Here is a 20,617-nt window from a genome sequence, read left to right on the forward strand (position 1 = left end):
CATGGTGCGCGCTTGCCTCTGCCGGATCACCTCAAAGAGCTTATCTATTAGTCGAAGAAAAGACACGATTCGTGACACTTAAACTGGCCTTAAACGTTAGCTATTTTCCCAAAAAATCATTTATTTTCAAACACATGAACTCGACAATATTTCTCGCAACTCCTACTGGTCATACCAATTAGCCAGGATTGGCTAACGTCCGATTCGCGTTTATCGTTCGCTCGACACCGTCAAAGAGGGCTCTCCCCCGCAACAATGACGAAAATCGTGGGTCGCAGCCGGGCCTCTCTCGTCAGGAGAGCGCCCCCTTTTCACCAGGCTGGGTCTCCCAGGCTGGATAAGAAAGACAAATCAGGGACTCTTAATCATGAACCAAACGCTCCTTTCACTGCTCGCCTTTCTGCCGCTAGTGCTGGCGGGCGTGATGTTGATCGGGTTTCGAATACCCGCCAGAACCGCCATGCCGGTGGTTTTTCTGGTGGCGGCGCTGGTCGCGCTCTTCGCCTGGGACATGTCGTTTAACCGGGTCATCGCTTCCACGCTGCAGGGCCTGATCCTCACCGTTTCCATTCTATGGATCATCTTCGGCGCCATCCTGCTGCTCAACACACTCAAGCACTCCGGTGGCATCACCGCCATCCGCAACGGGTTCTCTGGCATCAGCCCCGATCGCCGGGTTCAGGCGCTGATCGTCGCCTGGCTGTTCGGCTGTTTCATCGAGGGTGCTTCGGGTTTCGGTACGCCGGCGGCCGTGGCAGCGCCGCTGATGGTGGCACTGGGCTTCCCGGCGCTGGCCGCCGTGGTGGTGGGCATGATGATCCAGTCCACTCCGGTCTCGTTTGGTGCGGTAGGAACCCCCATCGTGGTGGGCGTCACCGGAGGCATCAACAAGGCACAGATCAGTGAGCAACTCGCCGCCAGCGGCTCCAGTTGGGAGACCTTCTTCCGCCTGATCACTTCTGAAGTGGCGATCATTCACGGCATCATCGGCATTCTGATGCCATTGATCATGGTCATCATCATGGTGCGCTTCTTCGGCAAGAACCGCTCCTGGACCGAAGGTCTGTCGATCGCGCCCTTCGCCATCTTCACCGGCATCAGTTTCGTCGTTCCCTACATGGCGGCCGGCATATTGCTGGGGCCGGAATTTCCCTCGATGATCGGCGCCCTGGTGGGCCTGGCCATCGTCGTGCCCGCGGCACGCAAGGGCTTCCTGCTGCCCAAGGACACTTGGGACTTCCCGGAAAGCACCTCCTGGCCCGACGAATGGATCGGCAAGATCCAGATCAAGCTCGACGACGTGGCCGGCAAGACTCCGATCTCGGTTTTCATGGGCTGGGTACCCTATGTGCTGCTGGCGATATTCCTGGTGATTTCACGCACCGTGGCGCCGATCAAGGACTTCCTGACATCGCTGAGCTTCGGCTGGAGCGACATTCTCGGCGAAGCCGGCGTTTCGGGCAGCATTCAGCCGCTGTACCTGCCAGGGGGCATCATCCTGTTCGTGGTCCTGATCACCATCTTCATGCACCGCATGCGCGGCGGTGAAGTGGCCGCGGCGTTCTCCGAATCCACCAAGACGATCCTGGGCGCCGGTTTCGTGCTGATCTTCACCATTCCCATGGTGCGCATCCTGATCAATTCCGGCGTCAACGGTTCGGATCTGGTGTCCATGCCGGTGGCGATGGCGCGACTGGTGGCCGACAGCGTCGGCGGTGTTTATCCCTTCTTTGCGCCGGCCGTCGGTGCGCTGGGAGCCTTCATCGCCGGCTCCAACACGGTATCCAACCTGATGCTGGCCGACTTCCAGTTCAATGTCGCCCAGGCACTGGGACTGTCCACCGCGATGATGGTGGCGTTGCAGGCGGTAGGCGCTGCCGCCGGTAACATGATTGCCATCCACAACGTGGTGGCGGCATCGGCTACCGTGGGATTGCTGGGCCGTGAGGGCACCACGCTGCGCAAGACCATCCTGCCGACGCTGTACTATCTCGTCTTTGCCGGGATCATCGCGCTGCTGGCCTTCTATGTCCTCGACCTCACCGACCCGTTGATGGGCGGCTGATTCGCCCCGCGCTATAGGTATGAACGAACCCCGGTCTCAGGAGCGGGGTTTTTCGTTGTCTACGGAGAGCTTTTTGGTTGCCTGCTGAAGAGGAGCAATAAGGGGAGCCGAATCGGCCAACAGCGATGGAAAGCCATTACGCTATTCAGTCAGGCCCAGCCCTCGAGGCGCATGGCGGCGCGCTCCAAGCGCTCATCCTCCGCCTCGATGTCACGCAGGTTATCGCGCACGCTATGCAGATGCTCCTGAGCGACTTGCCAGGCCAGATCCGGCTTGCGCTCGATGACCGCACGATACAACCGCGCATGCTGATGGTTGATCTGGGCGCGCGGCCCGGGCCGGTGGTAGAGATTCTTGACCGAGGCGAAGACCGAGCTCAGCCACAGATCGCTCAGCCCTTGCAGGGTGTGCACCAGTACCGGATTGTGCGATGCCTCGCAGATTGCCAGATGAAAGGCGTGGTCGAGCCGCGCCAGGGTGGGCACATCGACCTCGTCGTCGGTCTCGATCAGAGCCAGGAGCTCCTCGTAGCGCCGGGTGATCAGCACGAAGTCTGCCGGCGTGCCACGCAGCGCCGCCAGCCGGGAGGACTCGCCTTCGAGCAGTGCGCGCACCTCGAGCAGGTCGTACAGAGTCCGGGGATGGTCGCGAAACATATGCATCATGGGACTGTCGTCACGTGACGGCAGCAACTGCGCCACGAAGGAACCGCGCCCCTGCTGGGTATCGATGATGCCGCGTCCGCGCAGTACACGCAGCCCTTCACGCAACGAGGCACGCGACACGCCTAGCTTCTCGCACAACCGCCGCTCCGAAGGCAACGCCTGGCCCGGCTTGATCACGCCGTCGAGAATCAGTTTTTCGATCTTCGTCGCCACCGTATCCGGCATTCGCGGCGACGCTTGAGGGGAAGACATGCCCATCTCCTGTCTCGTCAGCACAACCGTTGAAATCTCGCCGTGCGGGCGCCCCGCACTGCCGCCGGCAATTCCGCCAGCTTACTGGTCAGACCAGATTCTCGCTACTTAGCCTTTCGTCTTAACCTTTCGGCTAATAGGCATCCGCCCCGGGTTTCAAGACAATACGGGGCTAGACTCCAGACCATTCCAAACAACTGGTATGACCAGCCGGCCTGCGAGACAGCGTGCAATAGACACGCAGACTAACGGGCGATGCCCGCCGGCACTACACGATCTCTTAAGCCGCGCGAGCCCCGATGTGACGATGAGGAACAGCCATGAATATCCTCTTTGACGAGCGCCTCGATGGTGAGTTGCCGACGGTCGACAAGGCCGCGGTACTGGCGCGACTTGAACAGGCGATCCCCGACCTGACCCTGCTGTACCGCGAGGAGGATCTGCGCCCCTTCGAGTGTGACGGTCTCGCCGCCTACCGTGTACTGCCAATGCTCGCCGCGCTACCCGAAACCCTCGACCAGGTCGAGGCCCTGATGCGCGAATGCTTTGAGCTGGGCGTACCGGTGGTGACCCGCGGCGCCGGTACCGGCCTGTCCGGCGGCGCCCTGCCGCTGGAGCGTGGCGTGCTGCTGGTGATGTCGCGCTTCAAGCGCATCCTCGAGGTCGATCCCGAGGCGCGCATCGCCCGGGTCCAACCCGGCGTGCGCAACCTGGCGATCTCCGAGGCCGCGGCTCCTTACGGGCTGTACTATGCGCCGGATCCCTCCTCGCAGATCGCCTGCTCGATCGGTGGTAACGTCGCCGAGAATGCCGGTGGCGTGCACTGTCTCAAGTACGGCCTGACCGTGCACAACGTGCTCAAGGTGGAGATCGTCACCATCGAGGGCGAGCGCATGACGCTGGGCGCCGAATCCCTCGATGCGCCGGGCTTCGACCTATTGGCGCTGTTCACCGGCTCCGAGGGCATGCTCGGCGTGGTCACCGAGGTCACCGTCAAGCTGCTGCCCAAGCCGGAGAGCGCCAAGGTGCTGATGGCCAGTTTCGATGACGTCGAGAAGGCCGGCAAGGCGGTGGGCGACATCATCGCCGCGGGTATCATTCCCGGCGGCCTGGAGATGATGGACAAACTGGCCATTCGCGCCGCCGAGGACTTCATCCGTGCCGGCTACCCGGTCGAAGCCGAGGCAATCCTGCTCTGCGAGCTCGACGGCGTGGAAGCCGATGTCGACGACGATTGCCAGACGGTGCGTCGCGTGCTCGAACTGGCCGGCGCCACCGATATCGCCCAGGCGCGTGACGATGCCGAGCGCGCCAAGTTCTGGGCCGGGCGCAAGAACGCCTTTCCCGCCGTGGGACGCATGTCACCGGACTACTACTGCATGGACGGCACCATTCCGCGCCGCGAGCTGCCCCGCGTGCTGAAAGGCATCGCCGAGCTCTCCGAGCGGCACGGTTTGCGGGTGGCCAACGTATTCCATGCCGGCGATGGCAACATGCATCCGCTGATCCTGTTCGATGCCAACCAGCCCGGCGAGCTGGAGCTGGCCGAAGAGGTCGGCGGTAAGATTCTCGAACTCTGCGTGGAAGCCGGCGGCAGCATCACCGGCGAACACGGCGTGGGCCGCGAGAAGATCAACCAGATGTGCTCGCAGTTCCAGTCCGACGAGCTGACCACGTTCCACGCCGTCAAGGCCGCCTTCGACGGCAAGCGTCTGCTCAATCCGGGCAAGAACATTCCCACGCTGAACCGCTGTGCCGAATTCGGCGCCATGCATGTGCATAACAACGAGCTGCCGCATCCCGAGCTGCCGCGTTTCTGAGGTTTCAATGATGGAACAACACGAACAGGACAACTACGCCGCCCACGCCGAACGCGACATCCCGGTCAGCCGTGGGCAGGACGACAGTGCGGCGCTCTGCGAGCAGGTCCGCCAGGCCGCGGCCGAAGGCACCCCGTTGAAGATCGTCGGCGGCGATACCAAGGCCTTCTATGGCCGACCGGTGGAGGGCCGGACGCTATCGACATCGGGCCATACCGGTATCGTGCACTATGACCCGGTGGAGCTGGTGATCAGCGTGCGCACCGGCACCCCGCTACGGGATTTCGAGGCGGCGCTGGCCGACGAAGGTCAGCAGCTCGGCTGCGAGCCGCCGCATTTCGGCGATTCGGCCACTGTTGGAGGCATGATCGCCACCGGCCTCTCCGGGCCACGCCGCCCCTGGGCCGGCAGCGTGCGCGATTTCGTGCTCGGCACCCGCGTGATCAACCACGAGGGCAAGCAGCTGCGCTTTGGCGGCGAGGTCATGAAGAATGTTGCCGGTTACGACCTTTCGCGGCTGATGACCGGTGCCCAGGGTACGCTCGGTGTGCTTACCGAGGTCTCGCTCAAGGTACTTCCCAAGCCCGCCGCACGTCGCAGCCTGGCGCTGCAGATGCCGCTTGAGGAAGCACTCGGCAAGCTCGCCGAATGGGGCCGCCAGCCGCTGCCGATGACCGCCGCCGCCTACCACGACGGCACCCTGTGCCTGCGCCTGGAAGGTGGCAACAGCTCGGTAGCCGCCACCGCAGACAGGCTGGGGGGCGATACGCTCGATGACAGTTTCTGGACAGAGCTGCGCGAGCATCGATTGGCCTTCTTCTCCGCTGACGATTCCCGTCCCTTGTGGCGCCTGTCACTGCCCATGAACACGCCCCAGCTTCAGCTCGACGGTGATTGGCTGCTCGACTGGGGCGGCGCCCAGCGCTGGTTGCGCAGCGACGCCACCGCCGAGACCATACGCGAGGCCGCAACCCGCGCCGGCGGACATGCTACCTGCTACACCCCTGGCGCGGCGGCACCGTTTACGCCACTGTCGCCGGTACTGGTCAAGTACCACCGCAATCTCAAGGCCAGTCTCGATCCCAAGGGAATCTTCAACCCCGGCCGTCTCTACGGGGAGCTCTGACATGCAAACGAACTTTTCCCAAGAAGCCCTGGCCCAGCCGCATATCCGCGAGGCCGACCGCATCCTGCGCACCTGCGTGCATTGCGGTTTCTGCAACGCCACCTGCCCCACCTACCAGTTGCTGGGCGATGAACGCGACGGGCCGCGTGGACGTATCTATCTGATGAAAGAGCTGCTGGAGAGCCCCGAGGGTGACGACCAGGTCACCCAGGAGACCCAGCTGCACCTCGATCGCTGCCTGACCTGCCGCAACTGCGAGACCACCTGCCCCTCCGGCGTCGAGTACCACAAGCTGCTCGACATCGGCCGCGCCGAGGTGGAACGCCGCGTGGGGCGCCCGGCCAAGGACCGAGCGCTGCGCTACGGCCTGCGCAAGGCGCTGGTCGACCCCAAGCGTTTTCAGGCGCTGCTGGCCATGGGCCAGACCTTCCGCCCGCTGGCGCCGGCCATGTTCAAGGACAAGATTCCGCCCAAGGCGGTCAACGTCGGCGTGCGTCCCGCGCCTCAACGTCACGCCCGGCAGATGCTGATTCTCGAAGGCTGCGTGCAGCCGGGGCTGGCGCCCAACACCAACGCCGCCACCGCCCGAGTGCTGGATCGGCTGGGTATCGGTCTGACACCGGCACCTCAGGCGGGCTGTTGCGGCGCCATCGACTTCCACCTCAACGCCCAGGATGATGGCCGTGCGCGCATGCGCGCCAACATCGACGCCTGGTGGCCGGCGATCGAGAACGGCGCCGAGGCCATCGTGCAGACCGCCAGCGGCTGCGGCGCCTTCGTCAAGGAGTATGCCGAGATGCTCGCCGACGATCCGCAGTACGCCGAGAAGGCCAAGCGGGTCAGTGCTCTGGCCAAGGATCTGGTAGAGATCCTGCGCGAGGAAGAGCTCGATGCGCTCAAGGTGAAAGAGAATCGCAAGCTGGCGTTTCACTGCCCCTGCACCCTGCAGCACGCCCAGAAGCTCGGCGGCGCGGTGGAAGGCGTGCTCACGCGCCTCGGCTTCAGCCTGACGCCGGTTGCCGACGCGCATCTCTGCTGCGGTTCCGCCGGCACCTACTCGGTGACCCAGCCCGAGCTGTCAAAGCAACTGCGCGATAACAAGCTCGACAATCTCGAAGCCGGCGATCCCGAGCTGATCGTCACCGCCAACATCGGCTGCCAGACGCATCTCAACGGCGCCGGGCGCACACCGGTCAGGCATTGGATCGAGATCGTCGACGAGACCCTGGAAAAACACTGAAAAGCTGCTGCGCTGCGCATCTCGCGCGCGGGCGGTGCTCGGAGTCCTCACATAGCATCAAGTATGCTCCGGCTCCTCCGCTCCGGCCGCACGCGACCTGCGTTCGCTCGCGATGCTTTACAGCGCCTTTCATTCAAACAGTTACGCTGTTAGTCAACTAATAGGACACAAAAGGAGAACCACCATGCAGACCAAATCCGTCCTCACCCTCACCGAGATCAATGCCATCCTCGATGCGGCCCAGAAGGAAGCCGAGGCCAACAGTTGGGCGGTGACCATCGCCGTCGCCGACGATGGCGGTCACCTTCTCGGCCTGCGCCGCATGGATGGCGCGCCGCCGTTTTCCGCCGGCGTGGCCAGCGAGAAAGCGCGCAACGCCGCCATCGGTCGCCGTGAGACCCAGGCCTTCGAGGACATGATCAACAACGGCCGCACCGCCTTCGTCACCGCGCCGATGCAGGCGCTGCTGTCGGGTGGCGTACCGGTCATCGTCGACGGCCAGGTCATCGCCAGCGTGGGTATCTCCGGCGTCAAGCCCGAGCAGGACGTCCAAGTGGCCAAGGCCGGTGTCGCCGCCATCGGTTGATGCTGGATCACACATCGCACGTGCAATGATGTCATACTGGCAATGGCTGAGCCGGGCTCTACACTTCATGAATGACCCGATCCCGGCTCACCGAGCTCAAGGAGTGCATATCATGGCAGGTGGATGGTCGAGAGACGGCGCCGTACAGGATCAGATCGACGATACGGTCGAAGATGCCGTGCGGCGCTCACGCAGCCAGTTACCGCGCGGTGAGAGTCTGAGCCACTGCGAAGAGTGCGGGGAGCCGATCCCTCCGGCACGTCGCGAGGCGATCCCCGGGGTTCGCCTGTGCATCGTCTGCCAGAACGAGCGCGACAAGCAGCAAGCGAAGTTCAGCGGCTACAACCGCCGCGGCAGCAAGGATAGCCAGCTGCGCTAGCCAGGCTTGCCGTGTCTCTGCGTTGCATTCGCCGATAATTCGTCGATAGGCGCCTGCCGCTGTGAATGATGCCTTACATCTGCCACGCCCTCATTGCTGCCCGGTTTCCTGGGCCCAGAACACTCTCGATGTTTATCATCTTAGGCTGATTCCGTACCCGGGTTTTCCCGTTTAGATCACCCTCCTTTCCTGAGGAGCGCACCGCACGCCATGCCCGGCTTTGCAGGGCGCACCGGCAATCATCACTGGCACGAGCCCGGAATCGCCACCTAGAATGGGGCCACTGCCGCGATGAGCGTGGAGGCAATCCCGCTCGTGTTTCCCTCACAAGGAGTTCGCATGTCTGCTCAATGGATCGATATCACCAGTCACGATAACCAGACGTTCAAGGGCTATTTGGCCCTGCCACCGGGTGGCAAGGGACCCGGCATCGTGCTGATTCAGGAAATCTTCGGCGTCAACGCACATATTCGCAGCGTCGCCGAACAATACGCGCTGGACGGCTACGTGGTGCTGGCGCCGGACGTATTCTGGCGTCAGGAGCCGGGCGTCGAGCTCAGCTATGAGGGCGATGACATGCAGAAGGCCTTCGGTCTGATGAAACAGATCGACTTCGACGTCGCCGTACAGGATCTGGCCAGCACCACCCAGGCGCTGCGCGAGCGCCCCGAGTGTCAGGGCCCAGTGGCGTCGATGGGCTACTGCATGGGCGGCATCCTATCCTATCTTTGCGCGCTCAAGGCAGGGGTCGATGCCGCGGTCTGCTACTATCCGGGCGGCATCGCCAACCATCTCGACAAGGCCATCCATCTCGAGGTACCCCTGCAGTTCCATTTCGCCGAGCAGGATAAGCACATCACCGGCGAGCATATCGAGCAGGTTCGTCACGCCTTCGCCGACCGTAACGATGTCGACATTCATGTTTACGCCGACGCCGACCACGGCTTCAACTGCTGGGCACGCAGCGCCTACCACCGCCATGCCTCGGCACTCGCCCATGGCCATACGCTGACCTTTCTGGAAACGCACTTCCAGTGATTCGCGCCCGGCCGGGATATCCGGCCGGTCGTCTTCGCCCCACATCTTCCTTGTTCCGAGCGACACGCTTATCGGGCGGATAGCAACTTCCTATTGAACGCTCGTGGCGATTGGCGGTCCATCAACCTCCACCTATACCGCCCTGCCTCACTGGCTAGGCCAGCTGCCCTCTTCGGCCGTGGTAGAATGCTCTCACTTTCCATGCGAGGACTCGCGAATTAATGTCCCTTGACGATCTGCATCTCAACCTGCGTAACCTGACCCCGGACGACTATCCGCAGCTCAAGACGCTGATGGATGCGGTCTATGACGATATCGGCGGTTGCTGGCCGAAGCACACCATCGACAAGCTGATCAGCGAATTTCCCGACGGCCAGATCGTCATCGAGGATGGCGACAGGATCATCGGCGTGGCGCTGACCGCATTGGTCGACTACGACGAATTCTCCAATCCACACAAGTACGACGATCTGATCGGCAATCGCGAAACCATTCTCAATGCCCCCAAGGGCGATGCGCTTTACGGTCTTGATGTGCTCATCGATCCGGCTTATCGCGGCTATCGCCTGGGTCGGCGCCTCTATGAGGCGCGCAAGGATCTGTGCCGCTCGATGAACCTGCGCGCCATTCTCGCCGGTGGACGCATTCCCCACTACCACGCCCATGCCGACGAGCTCTCCGCCACCGAGTACATCGACAAGGTGTCGCGCAAGGAGCTCCACGACCCGATTCTGTCGTTCCAGCTGGCCAACGACTTCCTGGTCAAACGCCTGCTCCACAAGTACTTGCCCGAGGACGAGAAATCCCAAGGCTATGCGACGCTGCTGGAATGGAACAATATCCTTTATGAGCCCGCCAAGCGGGTGCTGGAGAGTCGCAAGACTCAAGTGCGGGTGGGTGCCGTGCAGTGGCAGATGCGCGAGTTCGCCTCGGTCGAGCAGGTGCTGCAGCAAGTCGAGTATTTCGTCGACGCCGTCGCCGATTATCAGAGTGATTTCGTGGTGTTTCCGGAGCTGTTCAATACGCCGCTGATGAGCCTGACCGATCAATCCAATCAGATCGAGGCGATCCGCTTCCTGGCCGGCTTCACCGAGCATTTCAAGGCCGAGATTTCACGCATGGCGGTGGCCTACAACATCAATATCGTCGCCGGCTCGATGGTCGAGATCGGCGACGACGACAAGCTTTATAACGTCTCCTATCTCTGTCACCGCGACGGCGAAATCGACCGTCAGGCCAAGCTGCACATCACGCCTCAGGAGCGTCGCGACTGGGTGGTCGAGGGGGGCGATAGCCTGTGTGTGTTCGACACCGACGCCGGGCGTGTAGGCACCCTGATCTGCTATGACGTGGAATTTCCCGAGCTGCCGCGCCTGCTTGCCGATCAGGACATGGACATTCTGTTCGTGCCGTTCTGGACCGACACCAAGAACAGCTACCTGCGGGTGCGCCACTGCTCCCAGGCACGGGCCATCGAAAACGAATGCTACGTGGTGGTCTGCGGCAGCGTGGGCAACGTGCCGTCGATCGAGAATCTCGACATTCAGTACGCCCAGTCGGCGGTATTCTCGCCCTCGGACTTCGCCTTCCCGCATGATGCAGTGCTCTCCGAGACCACGCCCAACACCGAGATGGTGATCTTTTCGGATCTCGATCTGACCCGCCTCAAGGTGGTACGCAGCGAGGGCACCGTGACCAACCTCAAGGACCGTCGCAAGGACCTCTTCGACTTGCGCCTGCGCGACTGGTCGTGGAAGTCCGGCGGCCGCCAGGAAGATTGAGCGTTTCGCGCCGATGAAGTGGTGGCGACAGTGGCAGGAGGCGCGCTTCGCGGCGCGCCACCCCTTTCCCGACGCCCAGTGGCGACAGGTGCGCAAGCGCCTGCCGCTGCTGCGTGCGCTCGATTCCGAGGACGCCACACGCCTCGGCCAGCGCGCCTGGCGCCTGATGCATCACAAACGCCTGAGCAATCCCGCTCGCCTGGCCTTCGGGATGGAGGACTACCTGGCACTGGCGGCCCAGGCCTGCCTGTTGACGCTGGGCTGGGAGCAGCGCGACGCCGAGGCCGCCTTTTCCAATGTCCATGAGGTACTGCTGCTACCCGATGCCTTCCGCCGCAAGGGGGAGGAGCTCGATGACGCCGGCGTCATGCATGTCTACGAGGACGAACGCGCCGGCGAAACCTGGTACCAGGGACCGGTGGTCATCGCCCTGCCCGACTTCCAGGCCAGTGGCGGCTGGGACGGCTTCAACGTGGTGATCCACGAATTCGCCCACAAGCTCGACATGGGCAACTCGATGGACGCCGATGGCTTCCCGCCGTTGCCGCGCGACATGAGTGCCGGTGAATGGCACCGCGTCTTTACCGCCGTCTGGGATGACCTGCAGACTCGGCTCGAGCGCGGCGAGCCGACACCGATCGATGATTACGCCGCCTCCGATCCCGGCGAATGCTTCACGGTCAGTTGCGAAGCCTTCTTTGCCGCCCCGGATGCGCTGAACGCCGCCTATCCCGAGCTCTATGCCCTGCTCAGGCGCTATTTCCGTCAGGACCCGCTCGTACGACTGAAGGGTACTCAGCGCACCTGACCCCGCCCCGTTCGGATGTCTCATGCAGGTCATTGCCGAGACGCGACGTTCTCGCCCCTCTCTGAAGAGAGGGCTTTGCGCTCGCCCTCTCTTCGCTCTCTCCTCGCGTCACGCCGCGAGGCGTCATGCGGCTTGCTCATGCGTCCGCTGAGGCTTCCTTTCAGCTCGGCGTGGGCGCGTTCTCGGCGATCAACCCTTCATCCTTCAGGGTCTGCCAGAACTCGGCGGGGATCTTGGCATTCATCGATTCGCGGTTTTCACGCGCCTGCTGGGCGTTGCGTGCGCCGGGGATGGTGGCCGCGACCACATCCGGCGCGGCGGTGAACTGCAATGCCGCCGTGCGCAGATCGGTGCCGTGCTGGTGGGCGATCTGGGCGATGCGATCACGTTTTTCCCAATAGCCATCCGGAATGCCGTCACTGTACAACCAGCGATTCACCCCGGCGAGGAAACCGGCACCCAACGGCGCACCGACAATCACCGACACGTCATTCTCGCGACACTTCGGAAACAGACGGTCCAGGACATCTTCGTGATCCATCAGGTTGTACTTGGTGGCCTGAAGCATCACGTCAGGGTCGGAGGATTCCATGGCGGCGAGGCAGGTTTCGATATTGTTCACCCCCATACCCCAGTGGCCGATGATGCCCTCCTCACGCATGCGCGACAGCTCGGGCATGGCCCCCTTGCGTGCCGTGTCGAGATACTCCCGCCAGTCGTCGCCCAGCATGCCTGGTGTCAGGTCGTGGATATAGACAATGTCGATCTTGGGCACGCCCAGACGCTGCAGGCTGTCCTCGATGGAGCGACGAGTGCCAGCGGCGGTATAATCGAAGTGATAGCTGAAGTTCAGATCGCCCTTCCAGTTGCCCTGGCTGTTCACCGAAGCATCGGGTTTCAGCAGGCGTCCCATCTTGCTCGACAACACATACTCCTGCGGCGACTTGCCATTGAGGAAGTGCCCCAGGCGACGCTCGGACAACCCCATGCCGTAGAAGGGCGAGGTGTCGAAATAACGTACGCCATTCTCCCAGCAGGCTTCGAGCATGTTCTGGGCCTCGTCGTCGGACGTGACCTTGAAGATGTTGCCCAGTTGGGTGCCACCCACACCGAACTTGTGCTCGGGCGGAAACAGCTTGGAAGCCAGCGGTGGGTTGTCGGGCAGTTCCGAGATGACGCCGCCCTTGCTACCACCGCTTGCCCCCTTATCGGCGGCCAAGAGACGAGGGGCTGCGGCTGCCGCGGCAACCATACTTGCCCCGGCCAGGAATTGTCGACGATTCGGCATGATGTCCTCTCCTTGGAATATCGTGGTGATGTGACCGACAAGCGTTGCTTGTCACATAACGGCCCCTGAGCCAACAGCGATTCGTCTTTCTCTGTTGGCCGTTTCAGCGGCCGGCCCAGCCAGAAGTCTGGAACACTCACGCACGATTCACCAGTCAGCGACGATAACCGGCTGCCGATGCGAGGGTCGCCGGGCCTGCCATAATCCATATGGCCGTAGACACGTGTACCGTCGATCTCCTTGATGCCATTGGAGAAGAAGCCGGTGTGGAAGACTTGGCAGAAAGCGGTGTCATACGCTGCGCCTGGCAATAGACCTAGCGCGGCGAAGTGGAATAGGTTCGTGTATCCGAAGGCGCGGCGCTACTCCCCTCGCATTCCTGACCGCGGGTCGACCACGTCGTGCCGCCGCCATCGCGGCAAATTGAAGCCCCGGGAGGCGGAGAATCCTCACCGGTGCGCCGGGCGGGTTCATCCGGCGATCTGCGTGACGAGCCGAAAGTCGATAAATCGTTGACCTCGATCTCGACACGCGGTACCCCTACACGCGGCCGGGTATCCGGTCCATGCCGACGATTGTCGGGGCCCGGACTGTGGCGGCGCACCTCGGGATGTAGCCGCTTGCTGTCGCGCAGTTCGACCTGCGGACGCTCGGCCTGCGCCTGGCCGGCCATCCCCGTCGTCGCAAGCATTAGCATGCCCAGCACCGCGCCACGCAGGCGCAATGCTCCGCGCGCTGTTATCCAGCGTCCCGACTCTTTGCTCGCCTTTTGCATATGGCCTCCGGTGGTTGTCCCGCCCCGTCAGGGCAAATGGCACGGCTTTCAGCATAGCCCGTCCTGCTCAGACCCCCGGAACGGACGAACGGTTCAACCATTCCCATAACAGTAGCGCTGCATCGTGCGGCTTGCGCCGCATTGGGCGCACCAGCCAGAAACATTCGTCGCTGGGCACGGCGAGGTCGAACGGTGCCACCAGATCGTCACGCTGGAACAGCAGACTACGGTGGGTCAAGGCGACGCCCGCACCGCGCGCCGCCAGCATCAACGTGGTGACCTGGTTGTCGCAGGAGAACGCCGAACACCGCCTGTCGAGCCCCGCCACCCCGGCCTGCTCCAGCCAGGCCGGCCAGCCCACCGCAAAGCCCAGCGCATGCAGCAGCGTCTCACCGGCCAGATCCGCAGGTGTCTGCAGGCGTTCGGCCACGTCCGGCGAACAGGCCGGCAGCATCGTCTCGCTGCCCAGCGAGACGCCTTCTACCCCCTCCCAGTCACCCTGACCATAGCGAATTTCCAGATCGGCGCCCTGGGGGCCGAAATCCTCGTTCCAGATTGCGCTGACCAAATGGATCGCGATCTGGGGATATTGCTGATGAAACGCCAGCAGGCGCGGCGCCAGCCAGGTCTGCTGCATGACCGGTGTGGCGCGCAGCGTTACCGGCACCTCCGGGCGTGGCCCGAAAACCTCGGCGGTGCCCTCCATCAAGCGCGTGAAGGCCTCCTGCACGCTGGGCAGCCAGGCCTGACCGGCCGGGGTTAGCGTCAGGCTGCGTGGATGGCGTACGAACAGTTTCTGGCCCAGGCGATCCTCGAGCAGACGGATGCGTTGACTGACTGCCGACTGCGTCACGCCGAGTTCATGGCCAGCCTGGGTGAAGCTCAGCCGGCGGGCTGCCGCCTCGAAGGCCTGCAGCCATAAGATCGGGGGAAGCTGGGACATGGATAAGAAAGCCATAAGCTGAACTGGGTCATAGCCCCCAGATTAATCATTTGTCGCAGCCATGCATAGGCGCCATCCTCGTTCCTCGTTATTCCCCGCAACGTCCACCGTCATCAGGAGGTCTCGATGAGCACCGCCACCTCGCATCGCGTCGAACAACAGCATACCGCCGCTTCACGTCTCGACATGGGAGAACTCTCGCCCCATGACAGCGGTGTCGAGCTGATCGACGCGGTGGCGACCGGTGCCCGCGTCACGCTGCACTGGAATGATGACAGCCACAGCCATTTCCCGCTGATGTGGCTGCGCGATCACTGCGCCTGTATCGCTTGTCGCCACCCACTGACCCGTGAACGTCTTTACCTGCCGCTCGAGGCTATCAACACCACACCTAGCGTGGCGCTAGCCTCAGGCAACCTCGAACTGCACTGGGCGGACGGCCATGTCAGTCGTTTCGATGCCGGCTGGCTGCACCAGCGCCGTCTCGACGATACCGCGTTCGTACCTGCCCAAGCCGTTCCGGCGCGCCAGCCCTGGTGTACGAACTTCACCCCGCAGCGTGTCAGGCATGCCGATTTCATCGACGGCGAAGGCGAGCGGATCTGGCTTGAGTCCCTGCTGCGCGACGGGCTGGTACTGCTCGATGAAGGCCCCTTGGAAGAAGAGGAAGTCAGCCGTCTGGCGGGGCGTATCGGGCCGATGCGCGCCACCAATTTCGGTGCTCGCTTCGATGTTCGCTCCAAGCCCAACCCCAACAACGCCGCCTATACTCCCATCGCGTTAGCGTTGCATACCGATCTGCCCAACTGGCGTCAACCGCCCGACATCCAATTGCTCTACTGCCTGCAGAACGAAGCCGAAGGTGGCGAGTCGACTTTCGCCGACGGTTTCGCCGTCGCCGCAGCATTGCGCCAGCAAGCCCCCGAGGCCTTCCGCATGCTTAGCGAGACGCCCATCGACTTCCGCTTTCAGGATGAAGAACACGATATATCGGTGCGCGCCCCGATCATTCAGCTCGATGCAGACGGCAACCCATTGGAGATTCGCTTCAATAACTGGATCCGCGATACTCTGCGCCTGCCGCTGCAATCGGTGGATGCCTGGTACGCCGCCTATCGGCACTTCTGGCAGCTATTGCACGATCCGCACCACCAGATCGAGTTTTCTCTGGCGCCGGGGCAGATGATTGCCTTCGATAACCGCCGGGTGCTGCATGGCCGGCGCGCTTTCGATCCCAATACCGGCAAACGCCACCTGCAAGGCACCTATCTGGATTTGGACCTGATCGAATCGCGCCTGCGCGTACTGGCCCGCCAGGAGTAATACCTCGCGACAACGCTTTGCCATGTGTCCCATTGTCGAACCGCAACGACACAAGAAAGACCGGTTCGGCGTTCTCCAACCTGACCAAGAGACCTTCATGTCCCCTTCGTTGTTCAAGACATTATCTGCGCTACCCTTAGCCGCAGCCGTTTCAGCCGCAGCCGTTTCGCTGCCGGCTCAGGCCGACGATGCCACCCTCGACTTCGGGGTCCCGGCCTGGCCCGGCATCACCGTCAAGACGCAAATCGCCACACAGTTGCTCGAACCGTTGGGCTACGCGACAAGCCACCAGGAGCTCGGCCTGCAGGTGATCTACCAGGCCATGGAAACGGGCGATGTCGACGTGTTCCTCGGCGGCTGGCTACCCGCCCAGCAGAACATGCTCGGCCCGCGCGAGGAAAATGGCGACATCGTGCGCATCACCAATAATGTCGATGGCGCGCAGATGACCCTGGCGGTTCCCGAGTACGTCTACGAGGATGGCGTGCAGAGCTTCGCCGACCTCGAGGCCAACCGTGACCGGTTCAATGGGCAGATCCACAGCTTCGGCGCCGGCTCCGCCGCCAGCGAAATCCTCAATCAGGCCATCGACGAAGATAGCTGGGGGCTGGGCGACTGGCGCCTTGTCGATACCAGCACCGTCGGCATGCTGAGTGCCGCCCGTGATGCCATCTCCCGTGAGGAACCCATCGTCTGGGTCGGCTGGACGCCGCATTGGATGAACCTCGAACTGCCGATGCACTATCTTGACGATCCTCAAAATCTGTTCGGCGAAAACAACGGCGAAAGCGAAGTGCTGACGCTGATGCGCGGCGCCTACGCCGAAGCTCATCCCAATCTGGTGAGTTTCTTCAAGCAATTCACCTTCAGCGCTGAGGAGCAGAGCTGGATGATTCAGGGTTTCGGGCTCGAGGAGCGTCCGGCCGAGGAAGTCGCTCAGCAATGGATTCATGACCACTCCGCGCGTGTCGAAGCCATGCTCGAGGGTGTAACCACGCAGGATGGCCAGCCAGCCTGGCCGGTCGTCCGCGAGGCGCTGTCGCTGTAAGCGTCGACGGCTCGCCGCTTTCCGGGCACGCCTTCTCACCGCCATTGGTCGGCGTGCCCGGCTCGCGTATCCTATGCCGCGAGTTCCTTTCGTGAGACCTTCCATGCCACGTTCGCTGGGTATCCTGATTCTCGTCGCGGCCGCCATGCTCGGCTGCGGCCTGCTCTGGCAATGGCTCGCGCTGAACGATGTCCTTACCCCCCAGCACCTGCTGAACTGGTCCCAGCAGGCCCTGGCCTGGCGGGACTCGTGGTGGTCGGTTCCGGTAATACTCCTCGTTTATGTCCTGGCGTCGCTGGTGATGTTTCCGCTGAGCATTCTAGTCGCGGTCACCGGGTTGCTCTTCGGTCCCTGGTGGGGCTTTGGCTACGCCCTGGCCGGCACCGTATGCGCCTCGATCGCCTCCTACTGGGCAGGTCGTCATCTCGGTCGCGAGGCGCTGCTCCGTTATGGCGGCACACGCCTGAATGGCCTGGCCAAGCTACTGGCCGGCCGTGGCATTCGCACCATGGTCATCGTCAACCTGTTGCCGCTGGCCCCCTTCACGCTGACCAATATGCTGGCCGGTGCCTTCCACCTACGCTTTCGCGACTATCTGATCGGCTCGGTGATCGGTATCGTGCCGGGATTGCTCGGCGTATCGCTACTTGGCAGCCAACTCGGCTCGCTGCTTACCGCCAATGATACCCGCGGCGTGCTCTGGTCAGTGCTGGGGATCGGCCTGGGTGGTCTGTTGCTGTGGGGATTGAAGCGTTATGCCGACCGACGCCGCCGTTCCTGATGGTACGCGCCAGCGTCACGGCGGGGATTCAAGGCGTCTTAACGGCTATTTGCCGGAAACTTCCTTGTGCACATCACTACGGAACAGCGGCTTGCTCTGTTCGGGCTGCGCGGGACTCTGGAAGGTGGAGCGCAACACGCGCCCACGGTGACGAAGCAGCTGCCATTCCGCGCCCAGACGACCGCGCACACGCTCCCAGGCACTGACATCCGTCTCGTCGTCGTGCGCCGCGGCAGCGTTCTGCATGACCTGACGATAGACGGCCAGACAGCGCTCGGCGCATAGCGCATCATCGAAACGCCGAGCAGTGGCCAGGGCGCCACGACGCAGGGTGTCGCGAGGCGCGCTGTGGGTCAGATCGGTCAGGGCCGCGGCGAAACCGGTCAGATCGTCGCCAGGCAGCATCAAGCCGTTTTCACCATGTACCAGTACCTCCCGCACGCCGGAGGCATTGATGGCCACCACCGGCAGCCCTGCGGCCATCGCTTCGGTAACCACCATCCCCTGGGTCTCGCTGTGCGAGGCAAAGGCAAACACATCCATGGCATGGTAGGCATCGATCAGCGCCTGATCGTGCAGCTTGCCGGTAAAATGGAAACGATCCGCGACCCCTTCCCGGGCGGCGCAAACATGCATGGCGGTACGCGCCTCGCCATCGCCGACGATCAAGGCCCGCGCCCGGGGGTGAATGGCCAGAAAGCGCGCCATCGCATCGGCCAGGAAAGGCAGGTTCTTTTCCAGGGCCAGCCGCCCCACATGCCCCACCACATGGGCGTCGCCGGGAATCCCCAGGCGTTGGCGCAGGGCGGCGCCGTTGCCCCGCATGAAGCGTGCCGTATCCACCCCGCTGGGCACGACATGTACCGCGGGGTTGCCGCCGCGTATTCGCAGCAGGTCACGAATGCTCTCGCTGGGGGCGATAACGGCATTGCAGAGATGGGTGTATTCGGTCGCCAGGGCTACGGCGAAACGCTGCATCCGCGGCGAGTCTCCCGGCACGTAATGCGTGTAGTGCTCGTAGAGTGTGTGATGGGTAAAGATCAGCGGCAGTCCATAGGTCTGCGCGGCCCGGGCTGCCGTATCACCCAGCAGAAAGGGATGGTGCGAATGGACGATATCGGGTTCGAAACGATCGATGGCCTCGTAAAGCTGGCCGGGCACCGGTACCGGGAAGGAGAAATCACTGCCGTTGAAGCGCGGCATTGCAGCCACCCGCACCACGTCGGCTTCGTGACGCGGCTGCCCCTCCAGCTTGGGGGCCACCACCAACACCTGATGGCCCTGACGCTGCAGGCAGCGTTTCAGGCGCTGTACGGATTCGCTCACCCCACCCACGATAGGGTGGTAGGTATTGGTGAACATCAGGATATTCAATCCATCAACTCCCTGTGGCCAATATATCCCGCTTTTTCACGGTAGCGGATACCGGCAGCCCACTACGAGGGGGCGGCATATCATAACAGTCTGCACTGACTTTGCCCTGCCTGTGCTTTGTTTGCAGCGTGGCACAAGCACATAAGAGACGAAGGATTTTTCTTGGCCCTGGAACGGCTAGACTGCGCAGGCGTGCTCAAGAAACCGCTCAGGAGAATTTCATGGCTTCCCACAAGATCGCAGTGATTGCCGGTGACGGCATCGGTACCGAAGTGATTCCCGAGGGGCTGCGCGTGCTCGAAGCCGCCGCCCGGCGTTTCGACATTGCACTGGACTTCACCCACTTCGATTTTGCCAGTTGCGACTATTATCTCGAGCATGGCCAGATGCTGCCCAACGACTGGTTCGAGATCCTCTCGGGATTCGACGCCATCTACTTCGGTGCCGTGGGCTGGCCGGAGAAAGTGCCCGATCACATTTCGCTATGGGGCTCGCTGCTACAGTTTCGCCGCAGTTTCGATCAGTACATCAACTTGCGCCCGTGTCGGCTGATGCCGGGCATCGACAGCCCTCTGGCCAATCGCCAACCCGGCGATATCGACTTCTACGTGGTCCGCGAGAACACCGAAGGCGAATATTCGAGCATCGGCGGCAAGATATTCGAGGGCACCGAACGCGAAGTGGTGATGCAGGAAACCGTGATGACCCGTGTCGGTGTCGACCGGGTTCTCAAGTACGCCTTCGAACTGGCCTCGCGCCGTCCACGCCATTCGCTGACCTCAGCCACCAAGTCCAACGGCATTTCCATCACCATGCCCTACTGGGACGAGCGGTTTAAGGCCATGGCCAAAACCTACCCGGACGTCACCACCGACCAGTTCCATATCGACATTCTGGCCGCCAACTTCGTGCTGCATCCCGACTGGTTCGACGTCGTCGTCGCCAGCAACCTGTTCGGCGACATTCTCTCCGACCTGGGCCCCGCCTGTACCGGCACCATCGGCGTCGCGCCGTCGGCCAACATCAATCCCGAGGGGCATTTTCCCAGCCTGTTCGAGCCGGTGCACGGCAGCGCACCGGACATCGCCGGCCTGGGCATTGCCAACCCCATCGGCCAGATCTGGTGCGGCGCAATGATGCTCGAGCATCTAGGCTATCAAGAAGCTGGCCAGGCGATTCTCGAGGCGATCGAGTCGGTATTGGCACAGGGGCCGCAAACGGCGCCGCTGACACCGGACCTCAAGGGCAAGGGCACCACCCGGTTATTGGGCCAGGCGATTGCCGAGGCCGTGTAGACGAGACCAGGAGGCGGTCGCCTTGCGCGC

The 20,617-nt window shown here is 62.7% G+C and carries 18 protein-coding genes; 13 read left to right on the plus strand and 5 right to left on the minus strand.

Going from position 1 to position 20,617, the window contains the following annotated elements:
* Positions 1-367: 367 nt before the first annotated feature.
* Complete coding sequence (locus ACW4DH_RS09505) at positions 368-2,065, plus strand: L-lactate permease (RefSeq protein WP_459636153.1); 1,698 nt, start codon at positions 368-370, stop codon at positions 2,063-2,065.
* A gap of 149 nt (positions 2,066-2,214) precedes the next feature.
* Here ACW4DH_RS09505 and glcC read toward each other — a convergent pair whose 3' ends face one another.
* Positions 2,215-2,988 carry a transcriptional regulator GlcC gene (glcC, locus tag ACW4DH_RS09510; RefSeq protein WP_459636154.1) on the minus strand — a complete coding sequence of 258 codons (774 nt, stop codon included), beginning with the start codon at positions 2,986-2,988 and terminating at the stop codon, positions 2,215-2,217.
* A 314-nt stretch (positions 2,989-3,302) separates the two neighbouring features.
* Between glcC and glcD the strand changes: the two genes are divergently transcribed.
* The 8 genes from glcD (at position 3,303) to ACW4DH_RS09550 (ending at position 11,760) form a co-directional block, all read left to right on the plus strand.
* Complete coding sequence (gene glcD / locus ACW4DH_RS09515) at positions 3,303-4,802, plus strand: glycolate oxidase subunit GlcD (RefSeq protein WP_459636155.1); 1,500 nt, start codon at positions 3,303-3,305, stop codon at positions 4,800-4,802.
* Positions 4,803-4,812: 10 nt separating this feature from the next.
* Positions 4,813-5,928 carry a glycolate oxidase subunit GlcE gene (gene glcE, locus ACW4DH_RS09520; RefSeq protein ID WP_459636334.1) on the plus strand — a complete coding sequence of 372 codons (1,116 nt, stop codon included), beginning with the start codon at positions 4,813-4,815 and terminating at the stop codon, positions 5,926-5,928.
* Between the two features lies 1 nt (position 5,929).
* Complete coding sequence (gene glcF, locus ACW4DH_RS09525) at positions 5,930-7,168, plus strand: glycolate oxidase subunit GlcF (RefSeq protein ID WP_459636156.1); 1,239 nt, start codon at positions 5,930-5,932, stop codon at positions 7,166-7,168.
* Positions 7,169-7,352: 184 nt separating this feature from the next.
* A complete protein-coding gene (locus ACW4DH_RS09530; RefSeq protein ID WP_459636157.1) occupies positions 7,353-7,754 on the plus strand; it encodes a heme-binding protein in 402 nt (133 codons plus the stop codon).
* Between the two features lie 112 nt (positions 7,755-7,866).
* Positions 7,867-8,133: a DksA/TraR family C4-type zinc finger protein gene (locus tag ACW4DH_RS09535; protein ID WP_459636158.1), complete on the plus strand. Its 267-nt coding sequence runs from the start codon at positions 7,867-7,869 to the stop codon at positions 8,131-8,133.
* Positions 8,134-8,472: 339 nt separating this feature from the next.
* The gene (locus tag ACW4DH_RS09540; RefSeq protein ID WP_459636159.1) at positions 8,473-9,171 is read left to right on the plus strand and encodes a dienelactone hydrolase family protein; all 699 of its coding nucleotides are present in this window, start codon (positions 8,473-8,475) and stop codon (positions 9,169-9,171) included.
* A 221-nt stretch (positions 9,172-9,392) separates the two neighbouring features.
* Positions 9,393-10,952 carry a GNAT family N-acetyltransferase gene (locus ACW4DH_RS09545; protein ID WP_459636160.1) on the plus strand — a complete coding sequence of 520 codons (1,560 nt, stop codon included), beginning with the start codon at positions 9,393-9,395 and terminating at the stop codon, positions 10,950-10,952.
* Between the two features lie 13 nt (positions 10,953-10,965).
* A complete protein-coding gene (locus ACW4DH_RS09550; protein ID WP_459636161.1) occupies positions 10,966-11,760 on the plus strand; it encodes a M90 family metallopeptidase in 795 nt (264 codons plus the stop codon).
* 160 nt (positions 11,761-11,920) lie between these two features.
* Here the strand turns inward: ACW4DH_RS09550 and ACW4DH_RS09555 are convergent, their stop codons facing one another.
* The 3 genes from ACW4DH_RS09555 to ACW4DH_RS09565 all read right to left on the minus strand — a co-directional run bounded on the left by ACW4DH_RS09555 (position 11,921) and on the right by ACW4DH_RS09565 (position 14,766).
* Positions 11,921-13,048, minus strand: coding sequence for an aldo/keto reductase (locus tag ACW4DH_RS09555; RefSeq protein WP_459636162.1), 1,128 nt, complete (start codon positions 13,046-13,048; stop codon positions 11,921-11,923).
* Between the two features lie 316 nt (positions 13,049-13,364).
* Positions 13,365-13,823: a hypothetical protein gene (locus ACW4DH_RS09560; protein WP_459636163.1), complete on the minus strand. Its 459-nt coding sequence runs from the start codon at positions 13,821-13,823 to the stop codon at positions 13,365-13,367.
* Between the two features lie 67 nt (positions 13,824-13,890).
* Complete coding sequence (locus tag ACW4DH_RS09565) at positions 13,891-14,766, minus strand: LysR substrate-binding domain-containing protein (RefSeq protein WP_459636164.1); 876 nt, start codon at positions 14,764-14,766, stop codon at positions 13,891-13,893.
* A gap of 126 nt (positions 14,767-14,892) precedes the next feature.
* On the opposite strand from ACW4DH_RS09565, the gene ACW4DH_RS09570 reads away from it, so the two are divergent.
* From ACW4DH_RS09570 to ACW4DH_RS09580, 3 genes are all read left to right on the plus strand, one after another.
* The gene (locus ACW4DH_RS09570) at positions 14,893-16,089 is read left to right on the plus strand and encodes a TauD/TfdA family dioxygenase (RefSeq protein WP_459636165.1); all 1,197 of its coding nucleotides are present in this window, start codon (positions 14,893-14,895) and stop codon (positions 16,087-16,089) included.
* A gap of 97 nt (positions 16,090-16,186) precedes the next feature.
* A complete protein-coding gene (locus ACW4DH_RS09575) occupies positions 16,187-17,137 on the plus strand; it encodes an ABC transporter substrate-binding protein (RefSeq protein ID WP_459636166.1) in 951 nt (316 codons plus the stop codon).
* Positions 17,138-17,240: 103 nt separating this feature from the next.
* Positions 17,241-17,918 (plus strand): TVP38/TMEM64 family protein, encoded by a 678-nt coding sequence (locus tag ACW4DH_RS09580; protein WP_459636167.1) that lies wholly within the window; start codon positions 17,241-17,243, stop codon positions 17,916-17,918.
* Between the two features lie 45 nt (positions 17,919-17,963).
* On the opposite strand, the gene ACW4DH_RS09585 is transcribed toward ACW4DH_RS09580, so the two are convergent.
* The gene (locus ACW4DH_RS09585) at positions 17,964-19,292 is read right to left on the minus strand and encodes a glycosyltransferase (RefSeq protein ID WP_459636168.1); all 1,329 of its coding nucleotides are present in this window, start codon (positions 19,290-19,292) and stop codon (positions 17,964-17,966) included.
* 221 nt (positions 19,293-19,513) lie between these two features.
* On the opposite strand from ACW4DH_RS09585, the gene ACW4DH_RS09590 reads away from it, so the two are divergent.
* Positions 19,514-20,587: a tartrate dehydrogenase gene (locus ACW4DH_RS09590; RefSeq protein WP_459636169.1), complete on the plus strand. Its 1,074-nt coding sequence runs from the start codon at positions 19,514-19,516 to the stop codon at positions 20,585-20,587.
* Positions 20,588-20,617: the final 30 nt, after the last annotated feature.

The organism is Halomonas sp. WWR20, assembly GCF_054602495.1.